This is a genomic window from Streptomyces sp. NPDC007983 (assembly GCF_042958345.1).
Taxonomy (GTDB): domain Bacteria; phylum Actinomycetota; class Actinomycetes; order Streptomycetales; family Streptomycetaceae; genus Streptomyces.
Genome location: NZ_JBIBJI010000003.1, coordinates 697,247 through 714,005, shown reverse-complemented (window position 1 = coordinate 714,005; position 16,759 = coordinate 697,247). Strand labels below are relative to the sequence as shown.

15 protein-coding genes are annotated in these 16,759 nt (G+C 73.3%); 10 read left to right on the top strand and 5 right to left on the bottom strand.

Annotation, left to right across the window (positions count from 1 at the left end; translation table 11 throughout):
• Positions 1-3: 3 nt before the first annotated feature.
• From ACFZCY_RS12405 to ACFZCY_RS12395, 3 genes are read left to right on the top strand one after another with little or no spacing between them, the layout of a single operon-like run.
• On the top strand, positions 4-1,305 hold the full coding sequence (locus tag ACFZCY_RS12405; RefSeq protein ID WP_391171679.1) for an acyl-CoA dehydrogenase family protein: 1,302 nt from the start codon (positions 4-6) through the stop codon (positions 1,303-1,305).
• Positions 1,302-2,765 carry an aldehyde dehydrogenase family protein gene (locus ACFZCY_RS12400; protein ID WP_391171677.1) on the top strand — a complete coding sequence of 488 codons (1,464 nt, stop codon included), beginning with the start codon at positions 1,302-1,304 and terminating at the stop codon, positions 2,763-2,765. Before ACFZCY_RS12405 ends, ACFZCY_RS12400 begins: the two co-directional genes overlap by 4 nt.
• 27 nt (positions 2,766-2,792) lie before the next feature.
• A complete protein-coding gene (locus ACFZCY_RS12395; protein ID WP_391171675.1) occupies positions 2,793-3,845 on the top strand; it encodes an alcohol dehydrogenase catalytic domain-containing protein in 1,053 nt (350 codons plus the stop codon).
• Here the strand turns inward: ACFZCY_RS12395 and ACFZCY_RS12390 are convergent.
• Entirely contained in the window at positions 3,767-4,849 is a 1,083-nt protein-coding gene (locus tag ACFZCY_RS12390) for a helix-turn-helix domain-containing protein (RefSeq protein ID WP_391171673.1), read from the bottom strand. The genes ACFZCY_RS12395 and ACFZCY_RS12390 overlap by 79 nt on opposite strands.
• A 43-nt stretch (positions 4,850-4,892) precedes the next feature.
• Between ACFZCY_RS12390 and ACFZCY_RS12385 the strand changes: the two genes are divergently transcribed.
• Entirely contained in the window at positions 4,893-6,269 is a 1,377-nt protein-coding gene (locus ACFZCY_RS12385; RefSeq protein ID WP_391171670.1) for an MFS transporter, read from the top strand.
• On the opposite strand, the gene ACFZCY_RS12380 is transcribed toward ACFZCY_RS12385, so the two are convergent.
• From ACFZCY_RS12380 to ACFZCY_RS12365, 4 genes are all read right to left on the bottom strand, one after another.
• Positions 6,244-6,867 (bottom strand): flavin reductase, encoded by a 624-nt coding sequence (locus ACFZCY_RS12380; protein WP_391172132.1) that lies wholly within the window; start codon positions 6,865-6,867, stop codon positions 6,244-6,246. The two genes, ACFZCY_RS12385 and ACFZCY_RS12380, sit on opposite strands and share 26 nt — an antisense overlap.
• Positions 6,868-6,931: 64 nt before the next feature.
• The gene (locus ACFZCY_RS12375) at positions 6,932-7,750 is read right to left on the bottom strand and encodes an enoyl-CoA hydratase-related protein (RefSeq protein WP_391171668.1); all 819 of its coding nucleotides are present in this window, start codon (positions 7,748-7,750) and stop codon (positions 6,932-6,934) included.
• A 73-nt stretch (positions 7,751-7,823) separates the two neighbouring features.
• A complete protein-coding gene (locus ACFZCY_RS12370) occupies positions 7,824-10,064 on the bottom strand; it encodes an acetate--CoA ligase family protein (protein ID WP_391171666.1) in 2,241 nt (746 codons plus the stop codon).
• A gap of 218 nt (positions 10,065-10,282) precedes the next feature.
• Positions 10,283-11,440, bottom strand: a complete 1,158-nt coding sequence (locus ACFZCY_RS12365; RefSeq protein ID WP_391171664.1) for an NAD(P)-binding domain-containing protein — start codon at positions 11,438-11,440, stop codon at positions 10,283-10,285.
• A gap of 198 nt (positions 11,441-11,638) precedes the next feature.
• Here ACFZCY_RS12365 and ACFZCY_RS12360 point away from each other — a divergent pair, with 198 nt between their 5' ends.
• The 6 genes from ACFZCY_RS12360 (at position 11,639) to ACFZCY_RS12335 (ending at position 16,750) form a co-directional block, all read left to right on the top strand.
• Positions 11,639-12,073: an OB-fold domain-containing protein gene (locus ACFZCY_RS12360; protein WP_391171662.1), complete on the top strand. Its 435-nt coding sequence runs from the start codon at positions 11,639-11,641 to the stop codon at positions 12,071-12,073.
• Positions 12,074-12,252: 179 nt separating this feature from the next.
• Positions 12,253-13,968 carry an ATP-binding protein gene (locus tag ACFZCY_RS12355; protein WP_391171659.1) on the top strand — a complete coding sequence of 572 codons (1,716 nt, stop codon included), beginning with the start codon at positions 12,253-12,255 and terminating at the stop codon, positions 13,966-13,968.
• Complete coding sequence (locus tag ACFZCY_RS12350; RefSeq protein ID WP_391171657.1) at positions 13,965-14,381, top strand: roadblock/LC7 domain-containing protein; 417 nt, start codon at positions 13,965-13,967, stop codon at positions 14,379-14,381. Before ACFZCY_RS12355 ends, ACFZCY_RS12350 begins: the two co-directional genes overlap by 4 nt.
• Entirely contained in the window at positions 14,378-14,779 is a 402-nt protein-coding gene (locus tag ACFZCY_RS12345; protein ID WP_391171655.1) for a DUF742 domain-containing protein, read from the top strand. The genes ACFZCY_RS12350 and ACFZCY_RS12345 overlap by 4 nt, the downstream gene beginning before the upstream one ends.
• Positions 14,760-15,386, top strand: a complete 627-nt coding sequence (locus tag ACFZCY_RS12340; RefSeq protein WP_391171653.1) for an ATP/GTP-binding protein — start codon at positions 14,760-14,762, stop codon at positions 15,384-15,386. The genes ACFZCY_RS12345 and ACFZCY_RS12340 overlap by 20 nt, the downstream gene beginning before the upstream one ends.
• Positions 15,383-16,750 (top strand): cytochrome P450, encoded by a 1,368-nt coding sequence (locus ACFZCY_RS12335; RefSeq protein ID WP_391171651.1) that lies wholly within the window; start codon positions 15,383-15,385, stop codon positions 16,748-16,750. The genes ACFZCY_RS12340 and ACFZCY_RS12335 overlap by 4 nt, the downstream gene beginning before the upstream one ends.
• The last annotated feature ends 9 nt before the right edge of the window (positions 16,751-16,759 follow it).

Below are 16,759 nucleotides of genomic sequence, written 5' to 3'. Positions count from 1 at the left end.
GCCGTGGACTTCGCCTTCGGGCCCGGGGACGAACACTTCCGCGACGAGGCACGCGCCTGGCTCGACGCCCACCTGACCGGCCGGTTCACCCGTCCCACCGACACGGCCACCACCGCTGCCGCCGCTGCCGCCACTGCCGCCGCGCAACGCGCCTGGGAACGCGAACTGGGCGGCGGCGGCTGGATCGGGCTCGGCTGGGACCGCACCCACGGGACCTACGGAAACCGGGCCGCCACCCTGACCCAACAGGTCGTCTGGGCCGAGGAATACGCCCGCGCCGGAGCCCCCGTCCGATTCGGGCACATCGGCGAGAACCTGCTCGCCCCCACCCTGCTCGAACACGGCGACCAGGCCCAACGCGCCCGCTTCCTGCCCCCCATCGCCCGCGGCGAGGAGCTGTGGTGCCAGGGCTACAGCGAACCCGACGCCGGCTCGGACCTCGCCGGAGTGCGCACCCGCGCCGTCCGCGACCCGGGCGACGGAACCTACCGCGTCACCGGCCAGAAGATCTGGACCTCCCACGCCCGCGAAGCCGACTGGTGCTTCGTCCTGGCCCGCACCGAGGAGGGATCACAACGCCACCACGGGCTGTCCTTCCTGCTGGTGCCCATGGACCAGCCGGGACGCGTCGAGGTCCGGCCGATCCGGCAGCTCACCGGCACCGCGGAATTCAACGAGGTGTTCTTCGACGGGGCCCTCGCCCGCCCCGACCACCTCGTCGGCGGCCCGGGCCGGGGCTGGAGCGTGGCCATGAGCCTGCTGGCCGTGGAACGCGGAGTCTCCACCCTGGTCCAGCAGATCGGCTTCGCCCAGGAACTCGACCGCGTCATCCGACAGGCCCTGGAGACCGGCGCCGCCCGCGAACCCGTACTGCGCGACCAGCTGATACAGCAGTGGGCCGAGCTGAAGGTCATGCGTTGGAACGCCCTGCGCACCCTGGGCGGCGCGGGGAATCCCCCCTCCGGGGGCCCCACCCCCACCCCCTCCCCTCCCGCCCCCTCCACCCCCGCTCCCCACCGCCCCGCGCCCCCTCGCCCCACGGCGCACGATGCCGGGGCCCCCAGTGTGGCCAAGCTGCTGTGGGGCGGCTGGCACCGGCGGCTCGGCGAGCTGGCCGTGCGGGTGCGGGGCGCCGCCGCCGCGCTCGGACCGGTGCGCTGGACCGAGGACCGGCCGTATGAACTCGACGCCGCGCAGCGCCTCTTCCTCTTCTCCCGCGCCGACACCATCTACGGCGGCTCGGACGAGATCCAGCGCAACATCATCGCCGAGCGCGTACTCCACCTCCCCAAGGAGCGCAGATGAAGACGTACGGGCACTGGATCGGCGGCTCCTGGCGGGCGCCCGGGGCCGGGCATTACGCGGTCGTCAACCCGGCCACCGAGGAGACCGTCGGCCGGGCGCCCGAGGCCGACGAGGCCGATGCCGACGCCGCGGTGCGGGCCGCGCGGGCCGCGTACGACGGCTGGTCGCGCACCGCCCCCCGGGAGCGCGCCGCCGTACTCGACCGCGCGGCCGACCTGCTCGCCGAGCGCGCCCCCGGCCTGGTGCCCCTCCTCCAGGCGGAGACGGGCGCGACCCTGCGGGTGACCGCGGCCCTCCAAGTGCCCCCCGCGGCCGACCGCTTCCGCCGCTACGCGCGCGGCGCCATGGAACCGGACACCGTCCCGCTCGCCCCGCTGCCGGTCGCCGCCAGCCCGCTGGCGCCCGGCGGGCTGATCGGCGCGGCGGCGGTCCGCCGTCCGGTGGGTGTCGTCGCCTGTATCACCTCCTACAACTTTCCCCTCGCCAATCTCGCGGGCAAGGTCGCCCCGGCGCTCGCCATGGGCAATACGGTCGTCGCCAAACCGGCCCCGCAGGACCCGCTGGCCTGTCTCGAACTCGGCCCGCTGCTGACCGAGGCCGGGCTCCCGGACGGTGTCTTCAATGTCGTCACCGGCTCGCGCGCGGCCGCGGGCGAGGCGCTGGTCGCGCACCCCGGTGTCGACATGGTCAGCTTCACCGGATCCACCGCCGTGGGGAAGAAGATCGCCGAATCCGCAGGCCACTCGATGAAGCGCACCCTGATGGAACTAGGGGGCAAGGGCGCGGCCATCGTCCTTGGGGACGCCGACAAGCGAGTGATCGCGTCGGCGGTCGGGGCGGTCGGTTCGACCTTCTCCTTCCACAGCGGGCAGATCTGCACGGCGCCGACTCGGGTGCTCGTCCATCGATCGCTGTACGAGCGGGTGGTCGCCGCACTCACAGATTACGCAAAGTCACTGACGGTGGGGGACCCTGTGGATAACTCCACGATCGTGGGTCCGCTGATCTCAGCGGCCCAGCGCGATCGGGTCGAGGCGTACCTCGCCGGGGCCCGTGAGCAGGGCGCCCGCATCGTCACCGGCGGTGAACGTCCGGCTGTCAAGCCCGGGTTCTACGTCGCGCCGACCCTCATAGCCGACGCCGACCCCGGCATGACCGTGGCCCGCGAGGAGTTGTTCGGCCCGGTCGTCGTGGCCCTGCCCTTCGACGACGAGGACGAGGCGGTGCGGATCGCCAACGGCACCCCGTACGGCCTCTACGACTACGTCTTCAGCGCCGACGCGGGCCGCGCCTGGGCGCTGGCCGCCCGGCTGCGCAGCGGAAACGTCGGCATCAACACGGTTCAGCGCCACCCCGAGACGCCGTTCGGCGGCTTCAAGCACAGCGGTGTCGGCCGCGACGGCGGCTCGTTCGGGCTGCACGCGTACAGCGAACTCCAGTCGGTGGTCTGGGCCTCCTGAGGGCCCCGGAGGTGGGGGAGAACGGGTATGAGAGGCGTTGTTTTCGATGGCGAGGCGCCCCGGGTGGTCGACGACCTGGAGGTACGCGGCCCGGGCCCGGGCGAGGTGCTGGTGGCCGTGGCAGCCGCCGGGCTGTGCCACAGCGATCTGTCCGTCATCGACGGCACCATTCCGTTTCCCGTGCCGGTGGTGCTCGGCCACGAGGGCGCGGGCGTGGTCGAGTCGGTGGGGCCCGGCGTCACCCATGTCGCGCCGGGTGACCACGTCGCGCTCTCCACCCTCGCCAACTGCGGTACCTGCGCCGACTGCGACCGTGGCCGCCCCACCATGTGCCGCGCCGCGATCGGCAGGCCGAGCCGCCCGTTCCACCGCGGAAACGGCGAGCGGCTGTTCAACTTCGCCTCCAATTCCGCGTTCGCGCAGCGCACGCTGGTCACGGCCGTCCAGGCGGTGAAGATCCCGGACGAGATTCCGCTCACCTCGGCCGCCCTCATCGGCTGCGGCGTCCTCACCGGCGTCGGCGCCGTCTTCAACCGGGCGCGGGTGGACCGCGGCGAGTCGGTCGTCGTCATCGGCACCGGCGGCATCGGGCTCAACGTCCTGCAGGGGGCCCGGATCGCCGGGGCGACCACCGTCGTCGCCGTCGACAACAACCCGGCCAAGGAGCCGCTGGCCCGGCGCTTCGGCGCCACGCACTTCGCCGGCTCGCCCGAGGCCGTACGGGAGATCCTGCCCACCGGCGCCGACCACGCCTTCGAATGCGTCGGCTCCACCCTGCTCATCCGGCAGGCCGTCGACCTCCTCGACCGGCACGGTCAGGCGGTGCTGCTCGGGGTCCCGCCCGCGGACGCCGAGGCGGCCTTCCGGGTCTCCTCCCTCTATCTGGACAAGTCGATCCTGGGCTGCCGCTACGGCTCCGCGCGCCCGCAGCGCGACATCGCCCTGTACGCGGAGCTGTACCGGCAGGGCCGGCTGCTGCTGGACGAACTCGTCACCCGCGTCTACCCGATGGAGGACTTCGCCGCGGCCGTGGACGACGCCCGCGGCGGGCGGGTCGCGCGGGCCGTCCTCACCTTCTGATCGGGCCCGTCCTCCGAGGCGGAGGCCCGGAAGGTGCGCCGGTACGCGCTGGGGGAGACCCCGAGCGCGGCCTGCAGATGCTGCCGCATCGAGGCGGGCGTGCCGAAGCCGGCGTCCCGTGCCACCTGGTCCACCGACAGGTCCGTGTCCTCCAGCAGCTGCCTGGCCCGCTCCACCCGCTGCCGCGTCAGCCACTGGCCGGGGCTGACGCCGACCTCCTCGCGGAAGCGTCGGGTGAAGGTGCGGACGCTCATCGACTCCTGGGCGGCCAGGTCGCGCAGGGTGAGGGGACGGTCGAGGCGGCCCAGCGCCCAGGCGCGGGCCGAGGTGGTGGTGGCCTGCTGCGGCGCGGGCACCGGGCGCCGGATGTACTGGGCCTGGCCGCCGTCGCGGTGCGGCGGCACCAGGCTGCTCCGGGCGACCTCGTTGGCGACGGCGGTGCCGTGGTCGCGCCGTACGAGGTGCAGGCACAGGTCGATACCGGAGGCGACCCCGGCGGAGGTGAGGACGTCGCCGTCGTCCACGAACAGCACATCCGGATCGACCGCGATGGCCGGGAAGAGCCGCTGGAAGTGGTCGGTGCTGCTCCAGTGGGTGGTGGCGGGGCGGCCGTCGAGCAGTCCGGCGGCGGCGAGCACGTACGAGCCGGTGCAGATGGACACCCAGCGGACGCCGGGGCGGGCGTGGGCGAGGGCGGCGGCGAGCGGTGCGGTCAGCCGGCCCTCCTTCTGGACCGGCCCGAGCCCGTGCGAGGCCGGAACCACGATGGTGTCCGCCTCGGCCAGGGCTTCCGGGCCCCGCTCGACCATGATCGGGAAGTCGGCGTCGGTGGTCACGGGGCCGGGCACGGGGGTGCAGGTCACCACCTCGTACAGCGGCCGCCCGGCGGCGGAGCGGGCCTTGCCGAAGATCCGGTAGGGGATGCCCAGTTCGAAGGGGATCACGCCGGGCAGGGCGAGCACGACGACGCGATGGAGCTTTTCGGTCATCCCGGGCTGAGGCATGGCTCCGGCCTCCTGTCGCGGCGGTGTGGCCCGATCCTAGCGAATGCTGTCCCACGGGCCACTCGTTCGCGGGGAGGCGCCGCCCGATGCTGGTCCGGTGACGCAGACAACCGAACGTCCCCAGGCCCCCGGACAGAACGCGAAGCCGGGCCGGGCCCGCGTACGCCGCCCGCACCGGGCCTGGCTGGTCGCCGCCGTCGCCTTTATGACGATCACCATGGCGGCCGGATTCGCCTCCCTGCCCGGACTGCTGATCGACCCGCTCCATGAGGAGTTCGGCTGGTCGCGCGGCACCATCGGCTTCGCCGTTTCCGTCAACCTCGCGCTGTACGGGCTCACCGCGCCGTTCGCCGCCGCCCTGATGGACCGCTTCGGCGTCCGTCAGGTCGTCGCCGCCGCGCTGACGGTCATCGCCGTCGGTGGCGGTCTGACGGTCTTCATGACGTCCCCCTGGCAGCTCATCCTGTGCTGGGGCGTGCTCGTCGGCCTCGGCAGCGGGGCCATGGCGCTCGCCTTCGCCGCGACCATCACCAACCGGTGGTTCGTCGCACGGCGCGGCCTGGTCACCGGCGTCCTCACCGCGGGCGGGGCGTCCGGCCAGCTGGTCTTCCTGCCGCTGCTCTCCTGGATCGTGGAGCGGCAGCACGACTGGCGGCCCGCCGCCATGGTCGTCACGGTCGCCGCCCTCGCCATCGTGCCGTGCGTGGTGCTGCTCCTGCGCGATTACCCGTCCGACGTCGGGCTCACCGCGTACGGGGCCGACGGCCCGCCCGCCCCCAGGCCCGCCCCGCGGCGGGGCGCCGCCCGGCGCGCGGTGACGGCCCTCGTCTCGGCCTCGCGGACCGGTACGTTCTGGCTCCTCGCCGGGACGTTCGCGGTCTGCGGCGCCTCGACGAACGGCCTGGTCAAGACCCACTTCGTGCCCGCAGCGCACGACCACGGCATGCCGGTGACGGCGGCCGCGGGCCTGCTCGCGGTGATCGGCGTCTTCGACATCGTGGGGACGATCGGCTCCGGCTGGTTCACCGACCGCTTCGACGCGCGGCGGCTGCTGGCCGTGTACTACGCGCTGCGCGGGCTGTCCCTGATGGTCCTGCCGCTGCTCCTGGACGACGCGGTGCGTCCGCCGATGATCTTCTTCATCGTTTTCTACGGGCTCGACTGGGTGGCCACGGTACCGCCGACGATCGCGCTGTGCCGGGAGTGGTACGGAGAGGACAGCGCCATCGTGTTCGGGTGGGTACTGGCGTCGCACCAGGTGGGCGCGGGGATCGTGGCGTTCGCCGGGGGCATGGCGCGGGACGCGTTCGGGTCGTACGACCTGGTCTGGTACGGCGCGGGCGGGCTGTGCGCGGTGGCGGCGCTGATGGCGCTGATGATCCGGCGGGGTGCCGCTACCGCCCCGGCGCCAGCCCTGTGAACGCGCCGCGGTGGAAGAGCAGGGGGCCGTCGGCCGCCGCCTGTTCGTCGGTGTCCAGGGCGCACACCCGGCCCACCACCACCAGATGGTCGCCGCCGGTGTGGACCGTGTGGACGGTGCAGTCGATCCAGGCCGGGGCGCCCGTGAGCCGGGGGGAGCCGGTGACGGGGCACGGGGTGTAGGGGACACCGGCGAACTTGTCCGGCCGGTCCGCGGAGCTGATCGCGAACGACCGGCACAGCTCGGCCTGCGCCGCGCCCAGAATGCTGACGCAGAAGACGCCGCTGCGGGCGATACGGGGCCAGGTCGTGGACGTACGGGCCACCATGAAGGCGATCAGCGGCGGGTCGAGGGACAGCGACGTGAACGACTGGCACGCGAAGCCCGTCGGGCCCGCCTCGTCGGTGGTCGCGATCACGGCGACGCCGCTCGCGAAGTGGCCCAGGACCCGGCGGAATTCCGCCGGGGACAGGGGCGGGCGCTCATCCTCCTGTACGGCGCGCAGCGCGCGGCGCGCGCTGGGCCTGGGCGGGGGCGGTGGCCCGGCGGTGGTGGGCGAACCGGCCGAGCGCAGATAGCGGACGGCGGTGGCGGCCATTCCGGCGTGTCCCATCATGGTTTTCGCATCTCCTCGTTGTTCCGTCTCTCTTCCGGAGGTCCGCTCAGCGGCCCCGGTAGACCGGCGTGCGGCGTTCGACGAACGCGCGGACGCCCTCGTTCGCGTCGGCCGTGGTCATGTTGGTCTCCTGGGCGGCTGCCTCGGCGGCGAAGGCGGCCGCCCGGCCGGACTCCAGCGAGGCGTTGACCAGCGCCTTGGTGGCCGCGAGGGCGCGGGTGGGGCCCGCTGCCAGGCGTTCGGCCCAGGCGCGGGCGGTCTTGGCCAGTTCGCCGTCCGGTACGACGCGGTTGACCAGCCCCAGCCGTTCGGCCTCGGCGGCGGGCAGCGCGTCGCCGAAGAACAGCAGCTCCTTCGCCCGCTGGGGGCCGATCAGCCGGGGGAGGAGGTAGGCGCCGCCGCCGTCGGGGACGAGTCCGCGGCGCACGAAGACCTCGGTGAAGGTGGCCGATTCGGCGGCCAGGACCAGATCGCAGGCGAGCGCGAGATGGGCGCCGAGCCCCGCGGCCGTGCCGTTGACGGCGGCGATGACGGGCTTCTCGCAGTCGAGTACGGCGGTGATGAGCCGCTGCGCCCCGCCGCGGATCAGCCGGGCGACGTCGCCCGCGATCCGCTCGGCCGGGGCGGAGGGGGCGCCGCGCAGATCGGCGCCCGCGCAGAAGCCCTTGCCGGTGGCGGTGAGCACGACTGCCCGCACGGCCGGGTCGGCGGAGGCCTGATCGAGCCGCAGAATCAGGCGTTCCCGCTGGTCGGGGGTGAGGGCGTTGAGGGCGGACGGGCGGTCGAGGGTGATCCAGGCGACCCCGTTGTCAGTGGCGTGCCGTACAACGGAATCGAGCACTTCTTCGGGGGAGGGAGACGTCATGGGCAGGCTCCTCGGGCTGTGGGCGCGGCGCGTGCGCTCGGCGGCGTACGGGCGGTCAGCGGCGTACGGGCGCTCAGCGGCAGATCGCCAGCGCGTCGAGGGCGACCGCGCCCTGGCCGCGGGGCAGCACCATCAGGGGGTTGACGTCGAGTTCGGCGAGCTGGTCGCCGAGTTCCAGGGCCATGCGCTGCACCCGCAGCACGACCTCGACCAGGGCGTCCACATCGCACGGGGGCGCGCCGCGTACGCCGTCGAGGAGGGCGTGGCCGCGCAGTTCGGCGAGCATGGCGCGGGCCTGGTCCTCGCCGAACGGGGGGACGCGGACGGCGGTGTCGCGCAGCACCTCCACGAGCACGCCGCCGATGCCGACGGTCACGGTGGGCCCGAAGAGGTTGTCGTGGGTGACGCCGACGACCATTTCGACGCCGCGCTCGACCATCTGGCACACCAGGACGCCGTCGAGTTCGACGCCTTCGTAGCGGGCGATGTCGGTGAGTTCGCGGTAGGTGTCGCGGACCTGGCTGGCGGAGGTCAGGCCGAGGCGGACCAGGCCGAGTTCGGTTTTGTGGGCGAGCTGGGGCGCGGACGCCTTCATGACGACGGGGTAGCCGACGAGTCCGGCGGCGCGGACGGCCGCGGCGGCGCTGGTGACGAGCTGTTCGCGCGGCACCCGGATGCCGTAGGCGCGCAGCAGCTGCTTGGCGGCGTGTTCGCTCAAGCGCTGGCCGGGGCGCAGCAGTCCGCTCGCCTTGCGCATCGACGGGGAGGGGGTGCGCGGGGCGTCGTCGAAGGGGGAGCGGTAGGAGGCGGTGAAGCGGTGGTGGCCCAGATAGGCGCGGACGGCGGTGAGGCAGTTGCCGACGGTGCGGAAGGTGGCGACGCGGGAGGAGCCGAGCAGGGTGGTGCGGTAGGCGTCCTCGGTGCCGACGGGGGAGCCCCACACCACGCAGACGAGTTTGTCGGTGCGTTCCGCGGCGTCCACCAGGTCCTGGGCGAGCTTGTCGCTCATCGGCGGGAAGGGGCCGGTGATGGGGCAGATCAGTACGCCCACGGCCGGGTCGGCGAGGATCGCGTCGATGATTTTCGGGCCGCGCCAGTCGCCCACGGGGTGGCCGCCGTTGTCGACCGGGTTGGCGACGCCGAGGTCCGCGGGGATCCACTGGTGGAGTTCGGCCTGCTTCTCGGCGGAGAGGACGGGCATCGGGAGCCCGGCCGCGGTGGCGAGGTCGGCGACGTGGGCGCCGGTGCCCCCGGAGATCGAATACACCACGACGCCCTCGGCGCGCGGGGGCCGGGCGCGGGCGAGCAGCGCGGCGGTGTCCTGGAGTTCGTCCAGGCCGTCCACCCGGATCACGCCGAACTGGCGCATGGCCGCGTCCACGACGGTGTCCGCGCCGGTCAGTTTGCCGGTGTGGGAGGCGGCGGTGCGGGCGCCGGTCTCGGTGCGGCCGACCTTGACGGCGACGACGGGCACCTTGGCGCGGGCGGCCCGGTCGGCGGCGAGGAGGAAGCCGCGGCCGTCCTTGAGCCCTTCCGCGTACAGGGCGATGGCGCCGACCTCGGGCCGGGTGGTGAAGTACGAGAGGAAGTCGGCGCTCTCCAGGTCTGCCTCGTTGCCGGTGGGGGCCCAGTGGCTGAGCCGGATGCCCAGTTCCTGGAGGGTGTAGAGGGGGCGCCCCTGGTGGCCTGACTGGGTGATGAGGGCGATGGCGGGCCCTTCGAGGTCGTCGCGGAACTCCTCGAAGGCGTTGAGGTTGGTGTTGGGGCCCAGCAGCCGCAGCCCGGCGCGGCGGGCGGCGGCGGTCAGCCGGGCCTGGGCGGCGGCGCCCTCGGCGCCGGTCTCGGCGAAGCCGGAGGCGAAGACGACGGCGAACTTGACCTTGACCTGGGCCAGTTCCTCGAGGACCGGGAGGGGGTCGCGGACGAGGAGGACGGCGAGGTCGACGGGTTCGGGCAGTTCGGCGACGGACGGGACGCAGGGGAGGCCGAAGACGGCCGGACGGGAGGGATGGACAGGGTGCAGCCGGGCGCCGACGCGTGTCGCCCAGGCCAGGAGCTGCCGGGTGATGCCGGTGCCCGGGCGGCCTTCGGTGTCGGATGCCCCGATGAGGGCCACCGCTTCGGGGCGGAAGAAGCGGTCCAGGTCGGGGACGTCGGAGTGCAGCGGCCGGCCGCTGACGTCCAGGTCCTCGGCGTCGTCGAGGGCCGAGGCGCTGCTGTGGACGTGGACGGCGGGGCCGGGGGGCCGCCCGCAGGCGACGGCGCGGGCGTGACGGGAGTTGGTGGTGAGGGTGCCGTGAGTCGATCCAAGCATTGGGTATCCGCCACTCCTGCTCGTTGGCCAATAACCAGGTAACTGACGCCCAGTCACATTACTGAGTGGTCAGGCTACAGAGCTGACGGGCTGTCAGGAATGCTCGGTGCGCGGAGAACACGCAGGGTGACGGCGCGCGGTTACCGGCGGTACGGCGCGACGGCAACAAGAGCGTGCCCGTCCGGCGGCGTGCTCACGCCGCCGGATGGGCGGCGAAATCAAGCCGTCGTGCGGGACACCATCCCGGCGATCTTCTTCGCGTCCAGGGCCAGTTCGCGCAGCATGCCGCTGATCGGGTTCGTATAGCCCGTGAAGTACAGGCCCGGTGCGGTGCGCAGGGTTCGCCTGCCGTGGGTGAGCGGATGCCCGCGGTCGTCCAGTACGCCCAAGTGCCCGGCCAGGTCCTCCAGGCCGCGCCGGTAGCCGGTCGCCGCGATCACCGCCTCCGGGCCGATGCGCGAGCCGTCGGCCAGCACCACCTTGTCCTGATCCAGCGACTCGACCGCGGCGACCACCTCCACCCGCCCCGTCCGCACCGCGTCCACCAGCCCCACGTCCTGCACCGGGATCGCGCCCTGCCGCACCCGGGTGTAGAGCCCGGTGTCCGGCCACGGCAGTCCGTGCGCGGACAGATCCGGCATGCTCAGGCGGCACATCACCCGCGCCGCCCGGTCCACCGCGCCCCGCGGCAGCCGCCGCACCAGGATGCCGGTGCGCTGCGCGGGCCAGCCCGCCGTCGAACGGCGCAGAATGTGCGGCACGGTGCGAATCGCCAGCCGCACCCGCGCCGCGCCGCCCTCGACCAGGTCGACCGCGATCTCCGCGCCCGTGTTGCCGGCCCCCACCACCAGCACGTCCCGGCCCTCGTACGGGCGGGCGTTGCGGTAGCGGTGGGCGTGCAGCAGTTCGCCGGTGAAGGTGTCCCGGCCCGGCCAGTCCGGCAGCCGCGGCGTGTGGTTGTAGCCGGTCGCGACCACGGCCACCGGCGAACACAGCTCGCGCCCGCCGCCGGCCCGCAGCACCCAGCCGGTGTCGTCGTCGGCCCGGTCGATCCGGGTCACCTCCACACCCGTGGCGATCTCCAGCCGGTGGTGCTCCGCGTACCGCTCCAGATAGCGCACCACGTCGTCCCGGGCGACCCAGCGCCCGTACGCGCGCGGGATCGGCAGCCCGGGCAGCGCGGAGAGGCGGCGGGTGGTGTGCAGGCGCAGCCGGTCGTAGTGGCCCCGCCAGGAGGCGGCGACCGTATCGGACTTCTCCAGGACCACGGCGTGGATGCCGCGCCCGCCCAGTGCGGCGGCGGTGGCGAGCCCGCCCGGTCCGCCGCCGATCACATAGACGGGTGAGGGGGATCTCGCGGGGAGACTGTCGGCCATGGTGGCGAGCGTAGTCGGCTGCTTGACGGGTTTCGGTCAAAGGAATTCCGAATCGGTTGCGGATCGGTCACGGGCACTGTGGGCCGGGTGTCCCCGCCTGCGGACCGCCCCTTGCGCGCTCCCCTCCGGCCGCCGGAAACTGATGTGCCGTCAGAAAGGGTGGTGTGCCGCCGTGCGGCGGCCGGAAGGAGTGTGCCCATGAGCGGCCCCGACGCCTCCGCCGCGCCCCGCTTCGACCTGCCCGAACCCGACCCCTTCACCCGGCCCTACTGGGACGCCGCCGCCGAAGGGCGGCTGCTGATCCGCCGCTGCGCCGGCTGCGGCCGGGCCCACCACTACCCCCGCGAGTTCTGCCCGCACTGCTGGGGCGAGGACGTCGCCTGGGAGGACGCAAGCGGTGCCGCCACCCTCTACGCCTGGTCCGAGGTGCACCGCAACGACCTCCCGCCGTTCGGCGCCCAGGTCCCGTACACCGCCGCCGTCGTGGATCTCGCCGAGGGGCCGCGGATGATGACCCGGATCGTCGACCACCCAGCGGACGGGCTGCGCGCCGGTATGCGGCTGCGCGTCGCCTTCCGGTCGCTCGCCGACGGGGCCCCGGCCGTCCCCGTCTTCCGGCCGCTGCCTGAATGATCAGGCCGAATTCTCATCTGCGATCAAAATAATTTGATGATCAATCTTGAACAATCACTCGGCCAAGTGCCTAGACTGACGGCCTAACTTCCGCCTTTTACCGAGGACTTACTCTTCCGAGCCATGCCCGAGGCGCCCGGCGGCTGTTGCCTGCTTCACCTCCCGGCCGCGAGGAATCGATGACTCCGATACACCCCGATCAGCGCGAGCGGTCGCGTGTCCACCGGTGGGACTCACCCGCCAGGCGGGCCTTCCTCGGCCTCCTGGTGACGGTCCCCGTGCTCGGCATCGCCGGGTGGGCGGCGGCGGCAGCCGCGCCCGACGCGGCGAGACCCGCGGTGATCGGGTGCGCGGTGGTGGCCGGGGTGCTGGTGAGCGCCGCGGTCGCCGCGGCGGCCCACGGCGGCGCGGCCCGTGCGCGCGCCGCGATGGCCGTACGGGCGCTGGAGTTCCGGGCGGCGCAGGCCGAGGCACGGGCCGCCGAGGCCGGGGCCATCGCGGAAACGAACCGGCTGGCCGCCGAGCGCGCCGAAGCCGAGGTCCGCGAGCTGAGGGAACGGGCCGCCGCCTCCGAGCGGCGGGCCACCGCCGCGGAACAGGAGGCCGCCGCGTCCGTCCAGCGGACCGCCGCGGCCGAGCGGGACCTCGGCCACACCGTCGGCACCGCGCTGCCCGCCCTCGTCGAGCAGCTGCGCGGCCGGGTCCCGGTGGAGGAGGCGCTGGCCGGGATCGGGCAGCCCGCCACCGGCCCGCTGCGCGACCTGCTGCGGACCGTGGGCGGCGAACTGTCCCGGGAGCGGCAGAAGCGCACCGAGATGGTGGCCGCGTTCCGCAGCATCGCCGGTCGCCTCCAGGCGCTGGTCGCCGGTAACCTCGCCCGGCTGCGGGAGATGCAGGACCGCTACGAGGCCGACGCCCTCGACGACCTCTTCCAGCTCGACAGCACCACCTCGCAGACCGGCCGGATGGCCGACCGCATCGCCGTCCTCACCGGCGCGCTGTCCGGCAAGCACTGGCCCAGGCCCATCGTGATCTGGCGGGTGCTGCGCGCCGCCACCTCCCGTATCGAGGGGCTGGAGCGGGTCGAGATCCGTTGCACCAGCGAACAGGCCGTGGTCGGTGCCGCCGCCGAGAAGGTGATCACGCTCCTCGCCGAGCTGATCGACAACGCCGTGAGCTTCTCGCCGCCCTCCACCGTCGTGAACGTCTACGTCCAGGAGGTTCCGCGCGGGCTCGCCGTCGAGATCGCGGACAGCGGCCTCGCCATGCGGCCCGACATGCTCGCCCGCGCGCAGCAGGCGGTCGCCGACGACCCGTCGAGCATGCTGAAGCTGTCCGGCACCCGGCAGGGTCTGCTGGTGGTGGGCATGATCGCCCGTAAGTTCGGGCTGCGCGTGCGGTATCAGGCCTCCGCGACCGGCGGTACGGCGGTCACCGTGCTGATCCCGCAGCAGCTGCTCACCGAGCCCCGCGCCGATCATCACGCCCCCGACCACGAGGCGCCCGGTCACGAGGCGTCCGGTCACGATGCCCCGGGCCGCCGCGCCGCCGCGCCCCCGCTCCCCTCCCGCAGGCCGCCGTCACCGTCGTGGTCGCGGCCCGAAGAGCCGTCCGGAGAGCCGTCCGGAGAGCCGTCCGGAGAGCCATCCGAGGAGCGGTCCGGGGAGCCGTCCGAGGAGCGGTCCGGTGCCCATCCGCTCACCCCCGAGGGGCTGCCGAGGCGCCGGCGCAAGCAGGTCGAGACCGGCACCGAGCGGGGCGCCGAGCCACCGGCGCCGCCACCTCCCGTACGCAAGAAGCCCGCGGAGGCGGGGAACCGGTTCGGTTCGTTCCACACCGCCGTCAAGCAGGACCGCACTCGCACGACACCACGCTCGGAAGGCACGACCTCATGAACCCGCATGATCTCGACTGGAAGCTCGACGCCCTGCTGGCGAAGACGCCCGGGGCGCGGCACGCGCTCGCGGTGTCCAACGACGGACTGGTGATCACCCAATCCTCCGATCTGAGCCGGTCGGAGGCGGAGACGCTGGCCGCCATCGCCTCCGGGATCCAGAGCCTGGCCAGAACGGTGTCGACCAAGTTCGGCGACGGCTCCGGCAGCGTGGAGCACTCCCTGGTCGCGGTCGGCGGTGCGGTGCTGATGACCGTCGAGGCGGGCGAGGGCGCCCATCTCGCGGTGCTCGCCCGGGAGGACGCCGACCCGGGGATCGTCGGCAACAGCATGTCCGTCCTGGTCGACGGGCTCCTCTCGTACATCACCTCGCCGCAGCGCGTGCCCGGGGAGGAGGGCGGCGCGACGGCATGATGCGCTGGGACGTCCATGAACAGCCGGACCGGCTGTTCGCCGCGACGGGGGGACGTAGCCGCGCGTACACGGAGTTCGATCTGGTGTCACTGGTCGTCAGCGAGTCCGAACCGGCCGCGGGCATGGCCCCGGAGGCGGTTCAGATCCTGCGGCTGTGCCGCCATCCGATGGCGCTGGTGGAGGTCTCCGCGCGGTTGCGCATGCCCGTGGGCGTCGTCGCGATCCTGCTGTCCGATCTGCTCGCCGAGGGCCGGATCTCGGTCCGCCATCCCAGCAGCGGGGCCGGTGGCACCGGGCGGCCGGCCCCGCGGGGTGCCGGGGCCGCCGCCCCGGCACGGCCCCGACTGCCCGATACCGGCCTGGTCCGAGAGGTTCTCGTTGCACTCAAAAATCTCTGAGACGGTCGACGAGACGGTCGATGTCGAGGCCCCGTTGAGCGATACGGCCCGCGACGCGGTGAAGATCGTGATCTCGGGCGGCTTCGGCGTCGGCAAGACGACCTTCGTCCGGGCCGTCAGCGAGATCGACCCGCTGACGACCGAGGCCGTGATGACCGAGAAGGGCGTGGGGATCGACGAGGTGGCCGGGGTGGAGGGCAAGTCGGCCACCACGGTCGCCTTCGACTTCGGCCGGATCAGCGTCACCGAGCGGATCGTGACGTATCTGTTCGGCGCCCCCGGCCAGAGCCGCTTCCGGTTCCTGTGGGACAACCTGTTCCTGGGCGCCTGGGGCGCGGTGGTCCTGGTGGACACCCGGCGGCTGGCGGACTCGTTCCCCGTCATCGACCACCTGGAGCGCAAGGGGATGCCGTTCGTCGTCGCCCACAACCGCTTCGACGACAGTCCGGACCACACCCTGGACGCCATACGCGGCGCGCTCGACCTCGCGGACGGGATACCGCTGGTCGCCTGCGACGCCCGCTCCCACACCTCGGGGAAGGACGTCCTGGTGGCGCTGCTCGACCATCTCCACACCCTGTCCGCCGCCCAGGAGGCCGCTTCGTGACCCAGCCGACCTCACCATCCGACGAACCCGGCGCACCAGGCGCACCGGACGAGCCGGGCCCGCGCGGCGAACCCGCCCCGACGGAGTCCGACCCGACGGAGTCCGCCCCGCCCCCCATCGAGCAGCCCGCGTCCCACGAGGACGCCGTCGAGCTGTTCGGCCCGCGCTTCCAGGACACGCCCGCCGAGGTCTACCGGGAGCTGCGGAACACCTACGGACCGGTCGCCCCCGTGCTGCTCCCCGGCGGCGTCCCCGCCTGGCTGGTCCTCGGCTACCGCGAACTGCTGCGCGTCACCGAGAACACCAAGGTGTTCGGGCGCGGTTCGGCCCGCTGGCGGCTGTGGCCGCAGATCCCGCCGGACTGGCCGCTGCGTCCGATGGTCGAGGACAACGGGTCGCTGCTGTACCGGGAGGGCGACGATCACCGCAGGCGCGCCGGAGCGGTCGGATCCGCCCTCGAAGCGGTCGATCTCAATCAGATACAGGACGCGACCCAGTCGTTCGCGCAGGGTCTGATCGAGAAGCTGAGCGAGGGCAGCCGGGCCGATCTGATCGCCGACTACGCCCATCCGCTGCCGGTGCTCGCCCTCAGCCGCGTCCTCGGCCTGTCCGACTCCGAGGGCGTCACCCTGGTGAAGGCGATCAACGACATGGTGGACGGCGGCCCCGACGCCCTGCGCGGGCAGATCGAGGTGCGCGACACCATGGAGCGGCTGGTGGCCCGCAAACGCCGGGACCCCGGGCCGGACACCACCTCCCGGATGCTCGCCGACCACGCCGGTCTCACCGATCAGGAGGTGGTCGAGGACCTGATGGTCCTCACCCTCGCCGGACACCAGCCCTGCACGGACTGGATCGGCATGACCCTGTGGCTGCTGCTCACCGACCACGACTACGCGGCCGACATGGGCGGCGGCCGCCGCTCGGTCCGCCAGGCCATGCACCAGGTGCTGCGCGACCACACCCCGGTGCAGATCTTCGCGGGCCGTTTCACCACCCAGGACACCGTGCTGGGCGCGACCCGCATTCCCGCCGGGGACCTGGTGCTGCTCGGGCTCGCGGGGGCCAACACCGACCCCTATATCCGTCCGCAGGCGGCGGGGGCGGCCGGGCCGGAGGGCCACAACGCCTATATGTCGTACAGCCACGGCGAACACCGGTGCCCGTACGCGGGGCAGTGGATCGCCGAGGTCGTCGCCCACACGGCCGTCGAGACGCTGCTGGAGCATCTGCCGGACGTGGAGCTGGCGGTGCCCGCGGACGAGCTGCGATGGCGCCCCTCGCCCTGGCTGCGCGGCCTGACCTCGCTGCCCGTCACCTATACGCCCGCCCACTCATACACCGGAGGCTTCGGATGGGACTGACCGAGGAAA